21 protein-coding genes and 1 pseudogene are annotated in these 20,838 nt (G+C 38.3%); 13 read left to right on the forward strand and 9 right to left on the reverse strand.

Annotated features, from left to right (window positions below):
* Positions 1-29 precede the first annotated feature (29 nt).
* A complete protein-coding gene (locus ACFPQ3_RS03030; protein WP_156806532.1) occupies positions 30-563 on the reverse strand; it encodes a VIT1/CCC1 transporter family protein in 534 nt (177 codons plus the stop codon).
* 133 nt (positions 564-696) lie between these two features.
* Here ACFPQ3_RS03030 and ACFPQ3_RS03035 point away from each other — a divergent pair, with 133 nt between their 5' ends.
* Both ACFPQ3_RS03035 and ACFPQ3_RS03040 read left to right on the forward strand, forming a co-directional pair.
* Positions 697-1,254: a TetR/AcrR family transcriptional regulator gene (locus ACFPQ3_RS03035; protein WP_156806533.1), complete on the forward strand. Its 558-nt coding sequence runs from the start codon at positions 697-699 to the stop codon at positions 1,252-1,254.
* A 560-nt stretch (positions 1,255-1,814) separates the two neighbouring features.
* Positions 1,815-3,812 (forward strand): surface-anchored 5'-nucleotidase, encoded by a 1,998-nt coding sequence (locus tag ACFPQ3_RS03040; protein ID WP_156806534.1) that lies wholly within the window; start codon positions 1,815-1,817, stop codon positions 3,810-3,812.
* A gap of 416 nt (positions 3,813-4,228) precedes the next feature.
* Here ACFPQ3_RS03040 and aao read toward each other — a convergent pair whose 3' ends face one another.
* Complete coding sequence (gene aao, locus ACFPQ3_RS03045; RefSeq protein ID WP_156806535.1) at positions 4,229-5,401, reverse strand: aminoacetone oxidase; 1,173 nt, start codon at positions 5,399-5,401, stop codon at positions 4,229-4,231.
* Positions 5,402-5,542: 141 nt separating this feature from the next.
* On the opposite strand from aao, the gene ACFPQ3_RS03050 reads away from it, so the two are divergent.
* The 3 genes from ACFPQ3_RS03050 (at position 5,543) to ACFPQ3_RS03060 (ending at position 7,749) form a co-directional block, all read left to right on the forward strand.
* Positions 5,543-6,046, forward strand: coding sequence for a DUF536 domain-containing protein (locus tag ACFPQ3_RS03050; RefSeq protein WP_156806536.1), 504 nt, complete (start codon positions 5,543-5,545; stop codon positions 6,044-6,046).
* 148 nt (positions 6,047-6,194) lie between these two features.
* Positions 6,195-6,782 (forward strand): 3'-5' exonuclease, encoded by a 588-nt coding sequence (locus ACFPQ3_RS03055; protein WP_156806537.1) that lies wholly within the window; start codon positions 6,195-6,197, stop codon positions 6,780-6,782.
* Positions 6,783-7,026: 244 nt separating this feature from the next.
* A complete protein-coding gene (locus tag ACFPQ3_RS03060; RefSeq protein WP_156806538.1) occupies positions 7,027-7,749 on the forward strand; it encodes a MerR family transcriptional regulator in 723 nt (240 codons plus the stop codon).
* Between the two features lie 38 nt (positions 7,750-7,787).
* Here the strand turns inward: ACFPQ3_RS03060 and ACFPQ3_RS03065 are convergent, their stop codons facing one another.
* Positions 7,788-8,087, reverse strand: coding sequence for a YbaB/EbfC family nucleoid-associated protein (locus ACFPQ3_RS03065; protein WP_156806539.1), 300 nt, complete (start codon positions 8,085-8,087; stop codon positions 7,788-7,790).
* A 663-nt stretch (positions 8,088-8,750) separates the two neighbouring features.
* On the opposite strand from ACFPQ3_RS03065, the pseudogene ACFPQ3_RS03070 reads away from it, so the two are divergent.
* Positions 8,751-9,069, forward strand: a pseudogene (locus ACFPQ3_RS03070) (group II intron reverse transcriptase/maturase); the annotation flags it as partial.
* Positions 9,070-9,247: 178 nt separating this feature from the next.
* Here the strand turns inward: ACFPQ3_RS03070 and ACFPQ3_RS03075 are convergent.
* Complete coding sequence (locus ACFPQ3_RS03075) at positions 9,248-10,654, reverse strand: sensor histidine kinase (RefSeq protein WP_156806540.1); 1,407 nt, start codon at positions 10,652-10,654, stop codon at positions 9,248-9,250.
* Positions 10,641-11,306, reverse strand: coding sequence for a response regulator transcription factor (locus ACFPQ3_RS03080; RefSeq protein ID WP_156806541.1), 666 nt, complete (start codon positions 11,304-11,306; stop codon positions 10,641-10,643). The genes ACFPQ3_RS03075 and ACFPQ3_RS03080 overlap by 14 nt, the downstream gene beginning before the upstream one ends.
* A 188-nt stretch (positions 11,307-11,494) precedes the next feature.
* Between ACFPQ3_RS03080 and ACFPQ3_RS03085 the strand changes: the two genes are divergently transcribed.
* From ACFPQ3_RS03085 to ACFPQ3_RS03110, 6 genes are all read left to right on the forward strand, one after another.
* Positions 11,495-12,199: a cytochrome c biogenesis CcdA family protein gene (locus tag ACFPQ3_RS03085; protein ID WP_156806542.1), complete on the forward strand. Its 705-nt coding sequence runs from the start codon at positions 11,495-11,497 to the stop codon at positions 12,197-12,199.
* A gap of 13 nt (positions 12,200-12,212) precedes the next feature.
* Positions 12,213-12,836 (forward strand): TlpA family protein disulfide reductase, encoded by a 624-nt coding sequence (locus tag ACFPQ3_RS03090; protein ID WP_156806543.1) that lies wholly within the window; start codon positions 12,213-12,215, stop codon positions 12,834-12,836.
* Positions 12,837-13,574: 738 nt separating this feature from the next.
* Entirely contained in the window at positions 13,575-13,892 is a 318-nt protein-coding gene (locus ACFPQ3_RS03095) for a DUF4298 domain-containing protein (protein ID WP_161980346.1), read from the forward strand.
* A 721-nt stretch (positions 13,893-14,613) separates the two neighbouring features.
* Entirely contained in the window at positions 14,614-15,366 is a 753-nt protein-coding gene (locus ACFPQ3_RS03100; protein WP_156806545.1) for a CPBP family intramembrane glutamic endopeptidase, read from the forward strand.
* A gap of 45 nt (positions 15,367-15,411) precedes the next feature.
* Entirely contained in the window at positions 15,412-16,140 is a 729-nt protein-coding gene (locus ACFPQ3_RS03105; protein WP_156806546.1) for a CPBP family intramembrane glutamic endopeptidase, read from the forward strand.
* A gap of 20 nt (positions 16,141-16,160) precedes the next feature.
* A complete protein-coding gene (locus tag ACFPQ3_RS03110; RefSeq protein WP_156806547.1) occupies positions 16,161-17,054 on the forward strand; it encodes a CPBP family intramembrane glutamic endopeptidase in 894 nt (297 codons plus the stop codon).
* An 86-nt stretch (positions 17,055-17,140) separates the two neighbouring features.
* Here the strand turns inward: ACFPQ3_RS03110 and ACFPQ3_RS03115 are convergent, their stop codons facing one another.
* The 3 genes from ACFPQ3_RS03115 to ACFPQ3_RS03125 are packed head-to-tail and all read right to left on the reverse strand — an operon-like array spanning position 17,141 to position 19,201.
* Positions 17,141-18,073, reverse strand: coding sequence for an aldo/keto reductase (locus ACFPQ3_RS03115; RefSeq protein WP_156806548.1), 933 nt, complete (start codon positions 18,071-18,073; stop codon positions 17,141-17,143).
* A gap of 30 nt (positions 18,074-18,103) precedes the next feature.
* Entirely contained in the window at positions 18,104-18,688 is a 585-nt protein-coding gene (locus tag ACFPQ3_RS03120; RefSeq protein ID WP_156806549.1) for an NAD(P)H-binding protein, read from the reverse strand.
* A 24-nt stretch (positions 18,689-18,712) separates the two neighbouring features.
* A complete protein-coding gene (locus ACFPQ3_RS03125) occupies positions 18,713-19,201 on the reverse strand; it encodes a nuclear transport factor 2 family protein (protein ID WP_332307258.1) in 489 nt (162 codons plus the stop codon).
* A 102-nt stretch (positions 19,202-19,303) separates the two neighbouring features.
* Here ACFPQ3_RS03125 and ACFPQ3_RS03130 point away from each other — a divergent pair, with 102 nt between their 5' ends.
* Positions 19,304-20,191, forward strand: a complete 888-nt coding sequence (locus ACFPQ3_RS03130; protein ID WP_156806550.1) for a LysR family transcriptional regulator — start codon at positions 19,304-19,306, stop codon at positions 20,189-20,191.
* 163 nt (positions 20,192-20,354) lie between these two features.
* Here ACFPQ3_RS03130 and ACFPQ3_RS03135 read toward each other — a convergent pair.
* Positions 20,355-20,838: amino acid ABC transporter ATP-binding protein (locus ACFPQ3_RS03135; protein ID WP_380433565.1), on the reverse strand; the 484-nt coding region annotated here is incomplete at its 5' end.

The following is a 20,838-nucleotide window of genomic DNA, read 5'->3' on the forward strand; positions in this document are numbered from 1 at the left end:
CGGTGAATCGTGGCGGTTTGTTGGTGGTATTAAATCAAATCTCCCAATACCTGTCCAATGCCGTAAGCTACACCAGCAGCTAGCAAACCCACAATGAGCGTTCGAATGATTTCGACTTTTAGGGATTGTCTAGTAATGAGTGCCTTGACCCAGCCTAAAGCTGCTAAAGCTAGTGAAACAATGATACCTGCTAAGATTAAGGTCCAATGGCTTGGCATTCGGGTAAGCCGTTCAAGAATTAAGTAGGCAAAGAGAGGTACCAGTCCAAAAATGTTAAATGCTAAAAAGGTGGCTAGGGCATTTTTGAGTGCATGGCTCGGTTCATCATGATCTTCAGTTGTAGAACTGAGGTAGTCGCCAGCTGCCATGGAAAAGCCATCGGCCAGAAGATTTGAAAAACCAAGGACAACAATGGTAGTTGTTCCTAAATGTCCACCTGTAGCACCAGCGACAACTGCAAAAGTGGTAATGATACCGTCTAAGCCGCCGTAAATGATGGACTTGGCATGGTCTTGAAGAATGATTGAAGGCTGTTTGAAAGTTATGGTCTGTAAATTTGTCATTAGTCTAGGTACTCCTTTGTCAAAATGTATCATCTTTTTTACAATATTAGTATGACATATGGCTGGGTATAAGGCTAGAAACAAAAGAAAGGAATTGTCTGAAACCGAACAGTTTAGGCAAATTGTATGAAAAATGGATCTTCGCACACAGAAAACACAGGAAGCAATTTTTGACGCATTTTTTGACTTGTTAAATGAGTACAATTTTCACCAGATTAGTGTGGCTAAACTTATTGAAAAAGCGCGAATTGGGCGCAGCACCTTTTACAGTCATTTTACAAGTAAGGATGACCTGCTAGTAGCAGTGACAGAGCAGCTGTTTCGGCATGTTTTTGAGTCCTCTTCTTATAGTGAACACATGAGGAATATTCAAAATGGGAGGGATGATTCGCTTCTTGATCTTTTGACACATCTGTTTCAGCATTTTAAAGAAAACGAAGCTAAGATTACAACACTTTTTAAGCTAGAAGATGCCTATTTTTCTCGGAGCCTCACCACTCAACTTTACAAATATCTAGTACCAATTGTTCAACCTCTTTATTTTGAAAATGGTGTAGCAATTTTACCAGAAGGTCTTATTCATCAGCAAATTGCAGGAACCTTTACGACCTGCTTAAATTGGTGGCTGACGCAGAAGACCGATATTACAGCCCGTGCAATGAGCTTTTACTATTTACAATTATTGGATTGAGGCTAGGCAAAATCGTAAATGGATTAGATTAATGTCGTCAAAAGAATGTTGGCTCTAACCCGTTTTATATTGTCCAATTTTCAATAGGAAAGTTAAAATTTCAGTTTTTGTCCAGCCACTTTTTTGATACAATCGGCTAAATATTTCCCAAAACAACGAATTCCACAAAAAATATCAACAAGGTCTGTTTCTCATTTACTCTAACATAATAAGGGTAAAGTTGATAAAAATAATAATGATCAATATACTAAAATATAAAACGATTGAAATATTAGACTTGTTCAGATACCATAACATTTGGAACAATAGCATTCCACAGATTTACTTATATCCACTATTTTCAAATCTAGTTATCAAATTTGAACAAATTTATTATAAATGTATAAAAGCGAATTTGAAGATGAAAATTTTCAGAAAATAAGATTTTGGAACATCTAAAATCGAACATTTATACGAAAAGTTTTTAGTAAAATAAAGAAAATATATTGAAATTCATTGTTAAAAACGTTATGATAAGAGTGTCGGAAACAAACAGAATTTTTAAAGGAGACTATATCTACATGGTAAAAAAAAGAAGAATCGCTTTAAAAAGTAGTATTTTAGCAGTTGTAGCAGGGCTTAGTGTTGCTGCGTCACAAACTGCTTTAGCTGAAGATGTTGCTGTTCAAATCATGGGAGTTAATGATTTCCACGGTGCCCTTGATGCCACAGGAACAGCTCGTCTTGAAAGTGAGACTGTTCGCAATGCAGGTACTGCTGCGCAGCTAGCTGCTTATATGGATGACTCACAAGCTGAATTTGAAGCTGAAGCAACAGATGTCGATGCTAAAGAAACAATTCGTGTACAAGCAGGAGATATGGTGGGAGCAAGTCCATCAAACTCTGGGCTTCTTCAAGATGAGCCAACCGTTAAAGTCTTTAACGAAATGAATTTTGAATATGGAACACTCGGAAATCATGAGTTTGATGAAGGGTTAGCAGAATACCATCGTATTATGGCCGGTGAGGCACCAAAACCAGGGCAGTTTAATGAAATTGTAGATAATTATGCACGCGAAGCTAGTAAGCAAGAAATTGTTATTGCTAATGTTATAGACAAAGAAACAGGAGACATTCCGTATAATTGGAAACCATATGCGATTAAGGAAATTCCAGTTAATGACAAAGTTGCTCAAATTGGTTTTATCGGTGTTGTGACGACTGAAATTCCAAACCTTGTCTTGAAGAAAAATTATGAACAATACACATTTATTAATGAAGCAGAAGCTATTGCTAAATACTCTCGTGAGTTGAATGAAAAAGGTGTGCATGCGATTGTTGTTTTAGCCCATGTTCCTTCAACAAGTAAAGATGGTGTAGCCCAAGGTGATTCTGCCGATATGATGGCGAAAGTCAATGAACTTTATCCTGAAAATTCAGTTGATATTGTCTTTGCTGGGCATAACCATGTCTACACAAATGGGACTCTCGGTAAAACATTGATTGTTCAAGCAACCTCACAAGGAAAAGCTTATTCTGACGTTCGTGCTGTCTATGATACTGATATTTCAGACTTTAAAGCAACGCCAACAGCTAAGATTATTGCTGTGGCACCAGATAAAAAAGAGCCAAGTGCAACCATTACAGCTATTGTTGATGAAGCAAATGAAATTGTTAAGCAGGTGACTGAACAGAAAATTGGTACGGCAGCAGAGGCAACTGATATTTCTCGCGAAGTTAATGACTTTAAAGAAAGTCCAGTTGGGAACCTTGTGACAACAGCTCAACTAACGATTGCTAGAAAATCAATTCCTGATGTTGAATTTGCAATGACTAATAATGGCGGTATTCGTGCTGATTTGAAAGTACAACCTGATGGTACCGTAACTTGGGGAGCAGCACAAGCTGTTCAACCATTTGGTAACATTCTTCAAGTGATTGAATTGACAGGGGAACAAATTTACACTGCTTTGAATCAACAATATGATGAAGAAGAAAAATACTTCCTTCAAATGTCTGGTTTGAAATATATCTATACAAAAGCAGATGACACAACACCAGGCCAAACTTACAAAGTTGCTAAAGTTTTCAAAGCAGATGGCACAGCAATTGATCCAAAAGCAACTTATAAAGTCCTTATCAATGACTTCCTTTATGGAGGCGGTGACGGTTTCTCTGTGTTCAAAGGAGCTAAATTGGTCGGTGCGATTGATCCAGATACAGAAGTGTTCGTTGAGTATTTGAGTGATTTGGAAAAAGCAGGGCAAAAAATTCAAGCTAGTATTAAAGACACAAAAGTTTTTGTTGAAAACTATGTAGAAGAAAAAGAAACTGAACAACAACCAAACAGCAATGGTCAAATTTCAGAACAACAACCAGAAGTAACATCAGAATCTGGAAATAAAGCATTGGGGACTAACTCGGATAGCAAACCAGGAGTAAAACAAGGAAAATCATCAGAAGCTAAAGAGCTTCCTAAAACTGGTGATGAATCACTTCATACTCTTCTCTTTAGCATGAACGGACTAGCTGCACTTAGCTTAGCAGGTTATCTCAAACGTAAGGAAGAACGTGAATAGTTGATAAATAAACATTAGAAAAAATGCGGTATCGTCTGATATCGCATTTTCACATACGACAGGCATGTTGTACATATGAGGTGAAAGTCCTCCGTGGGCACCTGCTACCGGTGACCCCAATAGCGACTCCCAAGCCTGATTATCGTGAGGGAGCGGATAAAAACGGTCTGAGATAGACCGTTTTAAGTCTGACATTAGACATTATGACTGTCAGAGGAAGGGATAGCTCAATCGTAGCCTTCTTGGTTTACTATCCATTTATTCGTGCTTATGATAAGAAATTATTACAAGAAGAGTCAGCGCAATATTAGTATTGTCAAGAGCTTAAATGACGACATGCTAAAGTAGCGATAGAACGAAAAAAAGTCTAGAATCAACGGTGTTAGTACCATATTCTAGACTTTTTAAGTCTTGAGTTAATAATGTAAACTCCCTGCTACCCAGCCTGAGCAGAGGGCTGACGTAATGTTAAAACCACCAGTGTGGGCATTGATGTCAAGAACTTCACCGGCAAAGTGTAGTCCAGAAACTTTTTTACTTTCGAGGGTTTTGGGATTGATTTCCTTGAGGTCCACACCGCCCTTGGTCACGAAGGATTTGGCTAAACTCATTTTACCTGTAACGGGAATATGGAACGCTTTTAGCTTTTGATTCAGTTCGTCCAAGTCATTGTGTGATAACTGTTTGATTTTGTCAGCATAGCCATGTGATAGAAAATCAGCCACACGTTCAGGAACTAACTTTTTCAGAGTGTTTTTGACGGATTTTTCACGATTTTCTTGGAAAAAGCGGTGCAACTCTTCAAGTGAAGTTTGAGGGATAAAATCAAGATGAAGGAGTTCTCCACCTTTGACAAAGGATGACATCCGTAAGGCAGCAGGTCCAGATAGACCAAAGTGCGTAAAGAGCAAATCGTGTGTGATGATGTGCTTGTTGTAGCTGAGCGTCACATCATCAAGTGAAATGCCTTGCAGTACTTTGTGAGGAAAATTAGTGAGAAGAGGGCTTTCAGCAGCTTCAAGTTCTGTTACTGCTAATTTAAAATGTCTGGCAATATCATGTCCAAAACCAGTTGATCCAGTTGATGGATAAGATTTTCCACCTGTCGTAACAATGAGTTGGTCACAGGTTAATTTTTGATCAGCTGATTTTACATGAAAAAGATTATCGATTTTTTTAACAGAAACCACTTCAAATTGTGTTTTGATTTGTCCACCGAGCTCATGAATCTTCTTTTCAAGGGTGTCAATAATAGTCTTAGATTTATCAGTCACAGGAAACATGCGTCCATGGTCTTCAACCTTTAGAGCGCAGCCATTTTCCTCAAAAAAACGAATAATATCATGGTTATCAAACTGGGAAAAGACGCTATAAAGAAAACGTCCATTGCCAGGGATACCTTCGAGGAGTTCATCCAAGGTGCCATTGTTGGTGACATTACAACGACCACCGCCAGTTCCGGCTAATTTTTTACCAAGTTTACGATTTTTTTCAAGGAGGAGAGTATTTTTGCCGTAAAAGCTGGACGAGATGGTTGCCATCATGCCAGCAGGGCCACCTCCAATCACGATAGTATCAAAATGTGTCATAATTCTATTCTACCATAAATTGACATTAAAGGCTTGATGTGATAACATTTATAAGATAAGAAGTTTTTATTGAATGGTCGAGAATCGGATGATAAATTTCGCATTAAAGAAAACGGAGTATGTGTGTTGAAGGAAGTAAAGATGCAGATTGAGAAAACAGTCAGTGAATTAGCTGAGATTTTAGGAGTAAGTCGTCAGGCGGTTAATAACCGTGTTAAAACGTTGCCAGCGGAGGATCTTGAAAAAAATGATAAAGGTGTTACGGTTGTAAAGCGTAGCGGCTTAATCAAGCTTGAAAAAATTTACAAAAAAACGATTTTTGAAGATGAACCAGTGAGTGAGGAAGCAAAACATCGTGAGCTTTTAGAGATTTTAGTAGATGAAAAGAATTCTGAAATCACGCGTCTTTTTGAACAATTAAAAGCAAAAGATGAACAGTTAGCAGCTAAGGATGAGCAACTCCGTGTTAAGGATGTTCAGATTGCAGAAAAAGATAAGCAATTAGATCAACAACAGCAGTTAACATTAACAGCTATGCAAGATAAGGAACAGCTGAAGTTGGAGTTAGATCAAGCCTTGGAAGCAAAAACAGAAGCTGAAGAAGTGAAAAAAGGCTTCTTCGGACGTCTATTTGGTAAAAAATAAGAACTAATAGCCCGTAAGGGCTTTTTAGCTATCAGATAATTTTGGGAAAGGAATACTCAGTTTGAACTGAGAAGGGGAAGGTATCCAGACAAGATGAGAAAACACTTATACAGTTGTTTTCATATTCTCCCCTACACAACTTAGCATGATGAAAAATTTACAAGATTATATTGCTTTCGACCTTGAATTTAATACGGTTAATGATGTGAGTCATATCATTCAATTATCGGCGGTTAAATTTACGAATCACAAAGAAGTGGAGACATTTGATACTTACGTTTATACCGATGTGCCCTTGCAATCTTTTATCAATGGGTTGACAGGTATTACGGCGGAAAAAATTGCTGATGCCCCAAAGGTAGAAGAAGTGATAGCCCACTTTGCAGCTTTTGTGGGAAATTTTCCACTTGTTGGTTATAACGCTGGAAAATCTGATTTACCGATTTTAGCTGAAAACGGGCTTGATTTGACTGAACAATACCAAGTTGATCTCTATGATGAAGCCTTTGAGCGTCGCAGTAGCGACCTAAACGGTATTCTCAATCTCAAATTGACTAGTGTCGCTGGCTTTCTAGGAATCAAGGGACGTGGGCATAATAGTTTAGAAGATGCCAGAATGACAGCTCTTATCTATGAAAAATTCCTAGAATTGGATGAGAATAAATCTTATTTGATTCAACAGGAAGAAACACACGGTGATAATCCTTTTGCAGCTTTGGGCGGCTTTTTTGATTGACAAACTTGTAAACCTGATTTTAATAATATAGTGGATTGATAAAATAATAGGACAAGGCTAGGGGCTGCTGATAGAACTAGAGTTCATCAAAGTTACTTAATGATGTCCTAACCTTTCTTCAATCCACTGTATTTTAAAGAAAAAATCCCCTAGGGTTAGGGCTTGCTTGTAACGTTGTGTTATAGGGTAAGATGATGGGTGAACAAGGGATAAACCTTGTATCTCATAAAAGGAGGTGAAAGATATGTCTCAATATTCCACTGGTGAATTGGCTAAAATCGTTGGTGTTTCTGTCAGAACAGTTCAATATTATGATCAACGTGGTATTCTAATTCCATCAGAAATTTCAGATGGTGGTCGTAGAATTTATAACGATCAGGACTTGCAGAAACTCCAAGTCATTTGCTTTTTGCGCGACTTAGATTTTTCAATTGATCAAATCAAAAGAGTTTTGTCTGAGGAAAATGCTGATGCTGTTCTAGAACTTCTATTAGAAGATCATGTTCAAGAACTTAAAAAGCAGGTCGTAGAACAAAAAACAAAACTTGACAAGACTGTCAATCTACTTGATAGTGTCAAAAAAGACAAGGACTATTCACTTGAGAAATTAAAAGACATTTCGATTACTATGAAAAATCAAAAATCTTGGAGACGTTTATGGCTCAATATGATTTTAGGGATTATTCTAATTTCAGCAGTTTATGTTGGTGTTATTATATTAGCAACAACAGTCTTTAAATCAAAACTAGTTGCTTTCGGAGCTATGCCAGTATTCTTTATTGGGGTGAATCTGTGGATACAACATTACCTCAGTAAAATTGAATATCTCTGCCCCAGCTGCCATCAGACATTTGATGTAACCTTTAAACAAGTAGCTGTAGCTAGTCATACCCCACGCACGCGTAAGCTAACTTGTCCACATTGTCATGAAAAATCTTACTGCCTTGAATTGGCAAAAGAAAAATGAAACAATCTCCGTTGGATGTCCAGCGGAGATTGTTTTGATTAGAATGGTAATTTACCTGCGAAAGCACCAAGTGATTTTTTAGTTGCTTCGTCGATTTGGTTTAAAGCATCGTTGACGGCTTGGATAGTCATATCTTGCAACGTTTCGATATCTTCTGGGTCAACAATCGCTTCTGCAAAGTTGAGCGACACTACTTTTTTATCACCAGTCAATTCAGCAACCACTAAGTCTTGAGCTGATTTTCCAGTAAAGGTTGTATTAGCAAGTTCAGTTTGTTTAGCCTCCATTTGCTTTTGCATTTTTTGTGCCTGTTTCATTAGGTTTTGCATATTCATCATAAGATTTTTAAGATTCCTTTCGTATCAAGGGTTTAGACCCTCTTGTTAAATTTCCGTTGCCTTATTGTTAAAAATTTTCAAAGGCAGAAGTTACTTTAAAAAGAATATCAAGTGTGTGATATCTCAGTATAATTCCTATTATATCATTTTGGATAGATAACTTAAAGGCTAGAGTTAATTTAATATATGACATACGCCTATACGCATGAAAACTTTCTCTACATCCATTTGTGCCCTGACATCAATTTTGAAAAGATAGTTTTTTAAATCAATTATCTGCTTAGTCTTTTTCTCCAAATAATTGGACTAAATAAAAGAAAGTAATAGAGTACTTTAGTACCTGTCAGGAAAAGTGGTGCGCGGGGAGACCAATTCGGTGAGGGTCAGTAATAGCGACTTATAGTCGCCGAATAAAAGACTGGGCAAAAACTCAAATTTTAGCCTTGCTGTTGAAAATTGAACAAAATAAATTGGCTTATAATCAACGTTTTTTGACGACATTATTCTAAGCCATTTACCATTTTGAAGACTTTTAGCCCAGCCTCTTGTTGATTATTCGATGTGTGTCGCTCAACGGTTTAGTATCTGGTGAAAGGAATATAAATGTCAGAATTTCTAGATAATATCCTATTTTGTATCAATATGTTGGAAACTTATAATTAAGTGAAAGCCAATAAAGGCTAAGCTGGAATTGATGGCAACACAATTATATAGATGTCTATCTTCGCCAACACTGGCGAATCGTCAAGGAACTGATAAAACAGATGACCTCAGTCAGTCCTGCGAGTTGAAATTCCTAAACCCTAATGGAGGGAGCCATTAACTAGGAATCTCTACAGTGATGGATAGAATGGTTCAGCAGGACATCGTTCAAGTTGTCAGTCCTCTCTGTAGACCTTATTTCTCTAAGACGATCTATGGATTCACAGAGAGGACACCTGAAAAAGCCGTCATTAAGCTATTAGAATACCTTAATGACGGCTCTATTGTAGCTCACCGTATCTAATGGTAATCCATTTGGCAGCGAGCAGTTCACTAAATTAGATTCTTATCTTCGATGACAGACATTACAAGTTAGTTGAACCACCGTGTGCTTGACGGCAAGCAAACGGTGTGAGAAGGGATAGAGATTAGCCTTTCTTGATTGTCTATCAGAAACTTTACATATTAGGATGTGATTTAGGCTCAGTTGTATTTTGAGTATTGATCAAGTTATTAAAATCAATAGTAAAGACCATATAGTCGTCTTGTTGTTCAAAATGGTAGGATAATCGATGTTTGGAGAGGATTTGTTCGACGATATAAAGGCCAAGTCCTGTTCCGCCATCTTGACGGTTGCGACTAAAGTCTGGACGGTAGAAAGGTTGAAAAACTTGCTCAAGCTGATCGTCTTCTAAAACGTGTTCGGCTTGGTTAGCGATGCTGAGTTTCCCATGGGTGAGAGTTAGTGTCACCTTACCTCCAGAACGAGTGTAGCGAAAAGCATTATCTAGAATGTTTTTAATCGCTTTGTCTAGGTAGAGTTGATGAGCTGAGATGGTGCAAGGTTCTAAATGAACATCGAATTGCAAGTGTTTTACCGCAGCTATTCCTTCGTAGATTGGTAAGGTCTCCATCAAGAGTTTTTCCAGTGAGAATGTATCCTGATAGGGTTTGAGAATTAAATCTAGCTTAGATGCCTCTAGGATGGACTGGACAATCTGTCCCTGCTCCTTTAAAATTTGGTGGCAAAGTTTAAGGTATTTATCACGATTTTTAAAATCACCAACATTGTAAAGCATGCCTTCAATCATTCCCGTCATACTGGTAATAGGTGTTTTGAGTTCGTGAGAAGTCATGCGTAGGAAATCCATTTTTTGTTTTTCTCTGAGGAGAGTTTTTTGGTTTTCAAGTTCTAAATGTTCAATGCTGGTGAGCAGATGATTATAGAGGCTATTGATATCTTGGGCGAGATGTGCAATTTCATCTTGGCCAGATACTTGACAAGTCAGCCCTTTTTCGAGACGTTGCATTTGACGAGTTTGTAGAGAAATCTCCTTGATTCGTTTGGTAGATAGGCGGCTATAAATTAAGACGGCAATACCAACAATCATGATAAAGAGGAGAATAACGAAAGGGTACATGGTCAGCAAAGTTTGGCTGATAGTCGTTAAAGATGGAAAACTATATTCGCCAGATAAGAATAAAAGCTTTCCTTCGTCAGTCACTAGATTTGCTGTCCAAAGACCAACTTCGTCGCTTTCAACATCCGATAAGGTTTGTGAGTCAATGCTGTCAAAGCTATCTGGATATTCTAGTATAGGATAAATCAGATTTCCTTCGGTGTCAGACAGAGAAAAGAAGATACGGAAGTGCTTTTCATCAAGTATTTCCAATTGCTTAATGATATCAGTTTTACTTTTGTGATTTATTTGGTTAACAACTTGATTAAAATCTTGACGCAGCTCTTCCTTTTTAGATTGATTGTAATAGATCGGTAGAGTGAAGTAAAGAATTCCCAGAAAGAAGAGGGTGATTAAGGAAATGGTGGCACTTAGGGTGATGAAACTTTTTCTAGTAATTCCCATGTGCAGAGTCCTCTAACTTGTATCCTCTTCCAACAACAGTGCTTAAAGTAAGCTCGGGTATCTTCTTACGAATATTTTTAATATGGTTATCAAGTACGCGACTGTCCAGTTCACTATATCCCCAGATACTCATCATGAGGTTGTCTCGGGTAACGAGTTTTCCCTGGCGCTTAGCTAAAAGCTCCAAAATATCGTACTCTGTCTTAGTTAGAGAAATAGCTTCTTGATTGAAGTAGGCGGTTGAATTGTCTATATCTATTTTCAACTGACCGAACTGAATTTCCTTTGGTGGCTGAGTTTGGTGCAAAACATTTTCGATGCGTTTCATGAGAATTAAGGGTGAAAAAGGCTTGACTACATAATCGCTGATGGTATGGTTGAAACTGATTAGCTGGGTATATTCATCATCCATAGCTGTCAGCATAATAATAGGCACATCAGAAGTCTGGCGAATCTTTTTTAAAACTTCTAAGCCACTGATGCTAGGAATCATAATATCCAGAAGAACGAGGTCAAATTTATCCTCTTCAAAGGCCTCTAAGGCTTTTTGACCATCAAAGATTGAAACAACGCTATGATTATATTCTTTTAGAAATTCCGTTACAATTTGATTGATGGCCGTATCATCTTCAACTAATAAAATATGTGCCATGCGATAGCTCCTTTATGTTTGGTTTAATAATGTATTACTTTAATTATACTACAACTGCTATAGGGATTTAACCAAAAGGGTTAAAATTAGGTGAAAAATAGATGGATGATAGATGGACAAGATATCCAAGTGCTAGAATGAGCGTATCAATAACAATACTCATTGAGTGATAACAGAAAGGAGCTATTATGGAGATTCAACATGTTAAAGTACTTGCCTTGTTTTTGGAAGGCCTACTGTCTTTTTTCTCGCCCTGTGTTCTGCCAATTCTACCAATCTATATTGGTATTTTGGGAGGGCAAAGTGAAGGTGTTTATGACTCTAAGCACCGTAAGAGGGTTTTCTATAATACTTTAATTTTTGTATTAGGAATAGCTACGACCTTCTTCCTACTTGCTTTTGCTAGTAGTTTTTTGAGTCGTTTCTTGACTCAACATATTCGAGTGCTACAAATCGTTAGCAGTATCTTAATTATTCTTATGGGTCTATTTCAATTAGGAGTCATTAAGTCAGTTGTATTGACTAAGGAGGTTTCTGCTAAGGCTAAAGTATATCAAGCTGGACAGACGGTCACCCCTGTTATAGCTTACTTAATGGGGTTTACCTTTAGTTTTTCATGGACGCCTTGCATCGGTCCAATTCTAGCTAGTGTTTTTTTCTATGCGAGTAGCCATTCAGGTATTTGGAGTATTCTCTTAATATCGGTTTACTGTATTGGTTTCATTTTACCTTTTATTCTGGTAGCTATTTTTTCTCAGAGGGTGTTGGATTATTTCAAAAAGCAAGCTCGTTTGCTGCATTATACCAAAATGATTTCGGGGATATTGCTTATCTTGATTGGTTTATCTATCTTAACTGGATTATTTGCTAATTTAACACATTTATTTAAATAAAAGGAGGAAAATAATGTTTAGAAAATCTTTAGTATTGACGGCTTGCCTCTGTGGCCTTTTCTTGACAGCCTGTGGCACGGGGAAGTCAACGGAGACTAAATCCATGTCATCAACAGTTACACAAACGCAGGCGCCAGAGCAAGGAACAGAAGGAAAACAAGGAGAGAGCACCCCGCAATCAGTGGTTGAGGGAGAAAGAGCTCCTGACTTAACATTGATGGACAAAGATGGGAAAGAAGTATCCCTAAAAGATTATGCTGGTAAAAAAGTTTATATTAATTTTTGGGCGAGCTGGTGCAAACCTTGCTTGGCAGAAATGCCTCATATTGAAAAAGTCTATCAAAAATATAAGGACAACAAGGACTATGTTTTCTTGAGTGTTACGTCACCAAAAGACGCTAAGTTTAATAACAACTATGCTTTAGATGAAAGTCAAGAAATCATCATGGCTGCTGCTAAAAAAGTAGGCATAACTTATCCGGTTCTCTTTGATCAGAAAGATAATGCGATGTTATCTTATGGGCTTCGAGCGTTTCCAAGCCATATCTTTATCAATAGTGATGGCACAGTTAATAAGGTTTTCTCAGGAGAATTGAACAAGGATACTTTAGAAGCTGGGCTTAAAGGGTTGAAATAAGAGTAAGAGTGCTGCGTAAATTTTTGTAGATTTGGTTTTGCTGGAATCCTCCTTTATGTTTGTGTCAATTAGACAAGTATTACTAAAAGGAAAGAACTTCCAACTTGCTAATAGACCCAATTAAAACAACACTTTGCGTATCATAAATTCAAAAAGCACAGCAGTATAACATAATAAAATTATTAGACTTATTCGGAAACTCAATAACTTAATTTTAAAATAATGGTTAGATATAAGTAGAACTATAAAATGCTATTGTTCTAAATGTTATGGTATCTGGACAAGTCTATTATTTTGCCGCTTTTAGCCAAGCACAAATTTTTTTAAGTCTTGGTTTAAGTCACGGATTATTAATCGTTCTATCTTCTACCTTGTAGGTTATAGTAGCATAGGTAGATCAAAGTAGGGCTAGACTATTATAGGATTAAATTTATTTTTCAACTAGGCAAAAACATGACGGTTATTCATGCCTTGAAAATCTTAGAATCAGCCAATTGAGAAAATCACTTGAAAGTATTTTTTAGTTATGAATAATCTAGAAGAGATACGAGGTTATAAGCCTCAACCTCTCTCATTAAGAGTAGAAGCCATACGACTTATTTATTTTTCATGTTGACTTTCAAGTAAAAGGAATTTTTGATAAGCTTAATGCTCTTAGGTCTATGCCTGATTCAATAGCATAATGGCAGAAAAATTATGTCTTTCTATTTTTTAATGGTACTGTGGTATAATAAAGGAATGAAAGAAATTAAAAAAATTGAAATGATGGAGCAAATACTCAATCAGAGTTTAGAACAAGCAAATCGGTTGGGGCAGGCCTTAGAAACTACTCAAAATCATATTTCTCAGCTTGAGACTCTTTTTGCTTACTATGGAAGTTCAGGGTGGCGTAAGCATATTGAGCTAGATGAGAAAGGGAAAATTCCATATAATATTCCACGAGGAGTCTTATCAGAAGATGGGATTTATAATGCCATTCTAGATTATCGTGAGTTAGCCCAGACTATGCGGATTCTAGCAGACCGGATTGACCATGCTATTTTGCCGGAGGAATAGATTCATCCAAGATGGGAGTACTGAAGGAGTAGTCTCAATGATATGTCAAAAGAAAAGCTGAGATTTTTGTACGACAAGTGAGAGTGGGCCCTCTCCGCGCAGTTTATTAGGATGGCTGTTCACAATTGCGTAACAAGGGTTTAGGGCCTCCAATTTCGAGAAATTATAATTTCATATCTGTTTCTTAGTAGCAGGTTTTGATAGTCTCTCTCCTCAGACTCTTTTCACCTTGCGAAAAGTGCTAGTGGTAGGAATTCGTCGTTTGTAATGCTTACAGAAAATACCAGTGAGGGGTCCATTGTGAAATAATCATATAGTGAAGGTAAATGAATTATAACACTGAAATAATTTATATTAAAGAGGAATACTATTTTAAACTAGACCATTAGACTTGTTGGGAAACTTGATAACTTGATTTAAAATAATGGATATCAGTAGATCTGTGGAATGCTATTGTTACAAATGTTATGGTATCCGAACATGTCTATTATAATAAACTTGGCTTTGCCTATCATTTTCTCATTTCGTGGTTGTTTTGAGTTTATGGTACGCAAAGTTTTTAGTTTGGCTAGAATTAACTAGCATAACGGGGGGATTCGGGATAAATCAGAATTATACTTTCTCTGCCTTTAGATAAAAAACAGATGCCTGATAGGGGCTGTTGAGACAATTGTGATATGATGATAGAATAAAAAATAAAACACATTGGGAGAGAATATATATGACAATTTTAGAAAAAATCAGAGGTTCGGAAAAATTACAGTACCTCAAATGGTGGGATATTCTTATTTTGACCCTTATTTTGTTCCTTCAGGCTATCCAAAGTTCATTTGCTGCCTTTTCTACGTTGGAAGATAGTGCGGTTGCGGAATTACCAGCGTTTACCAGTGATATCAATTGGCAGGCTTTTTCTCAACAATCTTTCTTACTAGCCTTAGCATTTTTATATTTATGGTTACGGCGTTTTGATTTTTCAGTTTGGACTTCCAAGATTCGTGTAACACCTAAAGCCATCTTGATGGGGATTGGTTTATTTTTTGGTATAGCAATTTTATTTGACCTCTACTTTATCGCTGCATCTTATCTCTTGCCGCCGACACCTGTAGATTCTGTCTACTATGAGGCGGAACAAATGATGCACCCCTTACTGCAGAAACTATCTGAGATTGATCTTTCCCTTTTGGTTTACTCTGCTTTGAACGGTTTTTATGAAGAGATTTTCTTCTTGGGAATTTGTTTAACTGTCAAGACAGAACACAGACGGTGGGCTTTTCTCTATTCACTGTTAGTACGCTATTCTTTCCATACTTACCAAGGAAATGTCTCTGCTCTAGCCATCGGTTTTCTTTTAGGAACCATTTACTATGTGCTTTACACACGGATGAAAGAAAAAAATATGTTCCCATTTTTCCTTGCTCATGCTATTAGCGATGTGATGGGAGTTGGGATTCTCAGTTACTTTATTTTATTATAGCCAAAAGATATACCATCTATTTAATCATACGAAAGGAAAAACAACATGACGCATAAAAAATCTGTTGCTGCTATTTCGATAGCCTATGTTAGCATCATGCTGCTCAGCTACTTGTACACATTTCACCTGAAAGGTGTTGCCTACGGGGCTCCAGATTTCTTTAGGTATGAATTGCCCTTCTTGATCCTCTTAGCTAGTATGATGGTGATGTATGTTGTAAAAAAAGGAAAAGACCTTCCTCTCGTCCCCCCTTTTCCAGCAAAAAACTCTTATTTTTTCTGGGGATTTGTGCCACTTATCTTAACCTTAATAGCTTTTTGGCTAGTAGGCTTTCAAGCTAGTTGGTCTTTTCTGCTCCCATTTTTAGCGACCTTGTGTGTCGGTATTGGGGAAGAATTTCTATTTAGGCGCGTGATTTTAACCTACTTCTTGAAGTATTTCTCTATCCATAAAGCTGTTGCTCTATCATCGATTTGCTTTGGGTTGTTTCACGCCATCAATGTCTTTGCAGGTAGTGATGTAAAAACTGTCCTACTACAGGTCATGGTTACCACCCTTTCTGGCTTTTACTATGCTTATCTCTATCTTTTTGCACAACAGATTGCTTGGAGCGCTGTCGATCATGGGATATGGGACTACCTTGTTTTTAGCGGACCTGTTCAACAGCATTCCTTATTTGTTACCGCTATCCTACTGCAACAAAGTTTACGGTTTGTTCTGGCCCTTTTTATGGCCTACCGTGTCAGCAAGCTCATTCGTAAAACCACGTGCTAGATAAGGAGACCATAAACTATATGACCTATGAAAACATTATAGAGGCTAAAAAAGAGTCTCGCTACAATTTCAGTTGGTGGCTCGCCCCTATCATCGGTTTTGCCCTTTTACTCATCAGTCAAACAATTGGTCTTTTATGGGCAGAAATAACAAGACTTCTGACAGGGATAGAGAGCCAGATTTTAGAATTGTTCAGTTTTGCCTTTATCGCAAGTGCTATTCTGTTATGGACAAGACTGGTCGAAAAATCTCCCTGGGCGGGACTGGGGATATTCCGCAAAAATTTTTGGAAACAGTTTTCTCTTGGCTGGTTCTTAGGTGCAGGGTTACTGCTATCTTGTGTTTTACTGATGATGGTTTTGGGAGCTGTCAAAATTACTTCTGTTAACTTCTCACCTAGTTTAGTCGGACGATTCCTTGTTCTTATTCTCGCTTGGTCCGTCCAGTCTACAACTGAAGAACTTCTCTGTCGTGGTTGGCTTTTTACTTCCCTTTCTACCAGGTATCCTATTTATTGGTCTATTTTTGTCTCTGCTTTCTTTTTCACCATTATTCACATTGGCAATGACGGTTTGAGTCTGATTCCCCTCTTGGACTTATTTTCTTTTGGAGTTCTAGCAGCTCTTTGCTTCTTAAAATTTAATAACCTCTGGGTGATTAGTGGCATTCATGCTGCGTGGAATTGTTTCCAAGGAAGTGTTTTTGCCTTTCCTGTGAGTGGAAACTCTACTGGTGCTGCCTTTGTGAATGTCAGCCTCCATGGAAAAAATTGGTTATCTGGTGGACCTTTTGGGGTTGAAGGGAGTCTGATTAGTGTCCTAGTCCAACTTATCTTTATTAGTTGGTTAGTCTTTGATCTATTTTATAAAAAACAAGGAGAGACCAAACTTCATCTCCTAAACTCTAAGTCATAAAACTAAAAAATGTCAAACCTCCACCAAATTGACTGTTGGTGGAGGTTTTGATATGGTTTCCTTACTCTTAATCGTTGAGACTGTTCTTATCTTGCCAGCGTCGCATCTAGCTCTTCCCTATCTTCTGGTGTTAACTGAACTTCTAAGGCCTTAACCGTCTCACTCATGCGACCGACTTTAGTTGTTCCTACTAGAACCACATCAATAGGTTCTTGTGCCAGCTCCCACGCCACTAAAATATCTGCCTTAGTACAGCGATGACGATCAGCGATGATTTGAATATGATCGCTTAGAGACTTCTCATATTCTGTTAACTGCTGCGTCTTAGAACGCTCTGTTTCATCTCCTGCCTGACGCGTTAATCGTCCACCAGCTAACACTTTATAAGCCGTAAGAGAAACCTTCAAATCCTTTAGCATTGGAAAGAGTTCTCTCTCATCCCTTCTTTCCATGATGTTATGGCTGTTTTGCAAAGAAATAAAAGGCGTCCAGCCATAAGATTTCGCTGTATACTGATATTTAGCGAATTGCCAAGCAGACATATTAGAAGCACCAATATAGCGGATTTTTCCTAGTTGAATCAAATCATGGAGTGCCTTCATCGTCTCCTCGACTGGAGTTTCTGGATCAGGTCGATGAATAATGTATAAGTCAATATAATCCGTTTTTAACCGCTTGAGGGACTTTTCCACCTCATCAAATAAAGACTTACGTGACAAATTACCTGTTGTAGGCCTATTGCCATAAGGAAGACCACTTTTTGTAGCAATAACGACATCCTCACGGTTAGTGTATTTTTTTAGGGCATGACCGAGAATGATTTCCGATTCGCCATCACTATAAATGTTGGCAGTATCAAAAAAGTTAATCCCTAAATCCAGACACTCTTTGATAATCTTTTCTGCAATATCTTCTCCAACAGTCCATGAAAATAATTTTCCTGGAGTTCCAAAACCCATTGTTCCCAGACAAATGCGGGATACCAACAGTCCGCTATTTCCTAACCGAATATAATCCATTGTTTACCCTACTTTCTTATTTTCGCTGTTCTAATCCCTCACAATACCCAAGTTAGCTTGACGATATTGACTTGGGGTTAACACGATTTGCTTCACCAACTGGGCAATGGCTAGGCGAGAAATTTGGTTCCCTCTGATCACCTCTCCTTTATCAAAGAGGTAATAACTGATGTCTGGGCTATTATCGAACCAACCTGGTCTCAGAATAGTATAGTCGAGGTTGGATGCTTCAATAACATCAGTAGCTTCACGATATGGTTCTAAAACAGGTTGAACCTTCCCATTTAGTCCTGGTAATTCGCCATAGATGCCATAGGAGGAGGTAAAAATCAATCGTTTTACTCCGGTAGTTGACATCGCTAAGCAGATCGCTTCTGCCATTTTAGGCAAATCACCTGAAAGGGCGACAAAAACCACATCTGAGCCCTTTACAGCCGCTGTTAAAGCAGCTTGATCATAGACACTGCCTGCTATTTTTTGAATGCGCTCTTGGTCTGGCAATCGGTCAGCAGAGCGTGAAAAAAGGGTTAACTCCACCTCTGTCTCTTTTAGCAACACCTTAGTCAGCACACGTCCTAGGGATCCTGTTGCCCCAATAATCGTTACTTTTGTCATACTGATGTTCTCCTTTCATTCTTATCAATAGGTTGATGCAATCTGCTTGGTAATAATCCACTGCCCATGTTGCTTTTCAAAGTGCATTTCAATCTGCAAAGGCCAAGTGCTTGGACCTGAGCCCCAGATACGAGCCTTGACCCGGCTTTGTCCAATGAGGCTAGCGGTATCACCGTTCATCTGAATATTGGTGATGGCTTCTTCCTGCCAGCTGTAGTACGCCATTTCCCCAGAAGCAATAGCATCTAGCCATTCCGCAACAGGTTGGCGATAACCTGTCATATGAATCAATTCCGTTTCAGGCTTTAAGAGTTTCTCTAATGCCTGTATATCTCCATCCACCATGGCTTGATTCACTTGGCGATAGAGGTTTTTTAAAATTTCTTCTTCTGCGTGACGTATCATTGTCCTTGTCCTTTCTGAACTGGATTGTTCTGCCGTATCTGTTAGTCTTGTTTCTTGGCACCCCATCAATAAGAGAGCTATCCCTACAAGTAAAAGTACCTGCTTCATCACAACCTCCTTTTGCTTGATAATTTTATTATAGTTGGCTATAATAAAATTATCCAATACTTATTTTAGATAAATTATCAAAAAATTTTATAAGGAGTCGCTATGAATAGTAAGCAAATGGCCTATCTGATCGAAACGGCAAAGACTCTCAACCTCAGTCGTGCCGCTGAAAATCTATTTATTTCCCAACCTTCCCTTTCCTATCAAATCAAAGTTATTGAAGAAGAAGTCGGATTTGCTATTTTTGATCGGATCGGTAAAAGTATTCGTCTCACACCTGCAGGCCAACAACTTATCACCTCACTTCAGAGGATTTCAGTTGACTTACAATTTGCCATTGAGCAAGCTCAAAATCTGGGTGGACGCTACCAAAATGCTTTGAAAATTGGTTTTCCAACTCGCACATCCCTCTACTATCTCCCTCAAGCGATAAAAACATTTGAAGAAAAGTACCCTACTGTCCAGATTGTCCCTGAGATTCATCCGCAAAATGAGTTAATAACCAGTTTTTTACACAAGGAATTAGATCTGTTGCTCCTTCCAACAGAGGAAGCAGACAAACTCAGCGGCATAACAGCTCATCCCCTCTACACGAGTCACATCTATCTTCTTTGCCAGCACAGTGACCCGCTAGCTCAGTTGGAAATCGTAACGATAAAAGATTTGGCACACCGCACCCTCCTAGTCAACGGGGGCTCCAGCAACACACTTCGTCAGGTCCAACAGCATGTTATCTCTCAGGTGCCCATTCAGTATTACAATAGTCCTACCCACGACTTTACCTTAATTCAGGTCGCTAGCGATAAGGCCATCTGTCTGTCTCCTGGTTACCTCAATGATCATTCTGATGTCTTTGCTTGGAAACCCTTTGAGTGCCCCGAACACTTCAATTTTGTCCTCTGTCATCACCGAGATAATACCCCTCCCTACCTTGAGGACTTGATTGGCATTCTTCAAAGGCTTTATACCAGTAGTCACTTACAACTTTAAGACATTACCTTTTTCGATAAAATCTCACGTCAAAAACGCGCCTCAATTGAAGCGCGTTTTGTCTTAACTCTCACTTTTAGCTTAAATAGGTTTGAAATAATATTAGTATACAGAAAAAATCGAACATTGAGATGAAGCAAAGGAATCACTGTGAGTACTAGTATTACAACACCTTACCGAGAAAATCCTTGGTTCGCTCTTCTTTAGTATGCTCAAAGACTTCTTCTGGTTTTCCTTCTTCTACAATCACACCACCATCCATAAAAATGATACGATCTGCTACTTCACGAGCAAATCCCATTTCATGAGTCACAATGACCATGGTCATGCCTGAGCTAGCCAAGTCCTGCATCACGGTCAATACTTCACCAACCATTTCAGGATCAAGCGCTGATATCGGCTCGTCAAATAGCATTACATCTGGATCCATAGCTAACCCTCTTGCAATCGCAATCCGTTGTTGCTGACCGCCTGATAAATTTTGTGGAAAAGCAGACACTTTTTCAGGTAATCCTACCTTGTCCAACAACATCATAGCTTTTGTTTCTGCCTCCTCCTTGGGCATCCCTTTGGTTTTAATAGGGGAAAGCGTAATGTCACCCAAAACGGATATATTGGGAAAAAGATTGAACTGTTGAAAAAACATT

It is taken from the genome of Streptococcus caledonicus, from assembly GCF_042656225.1.
In the GTDB taxonomy this organism is placed as follows: domain Bacteria; phylum Bacillota; class Bacilli; order Lactobacillales; family Streptococcaceae; genus Streptococcus; species Streptococcus caledonicus.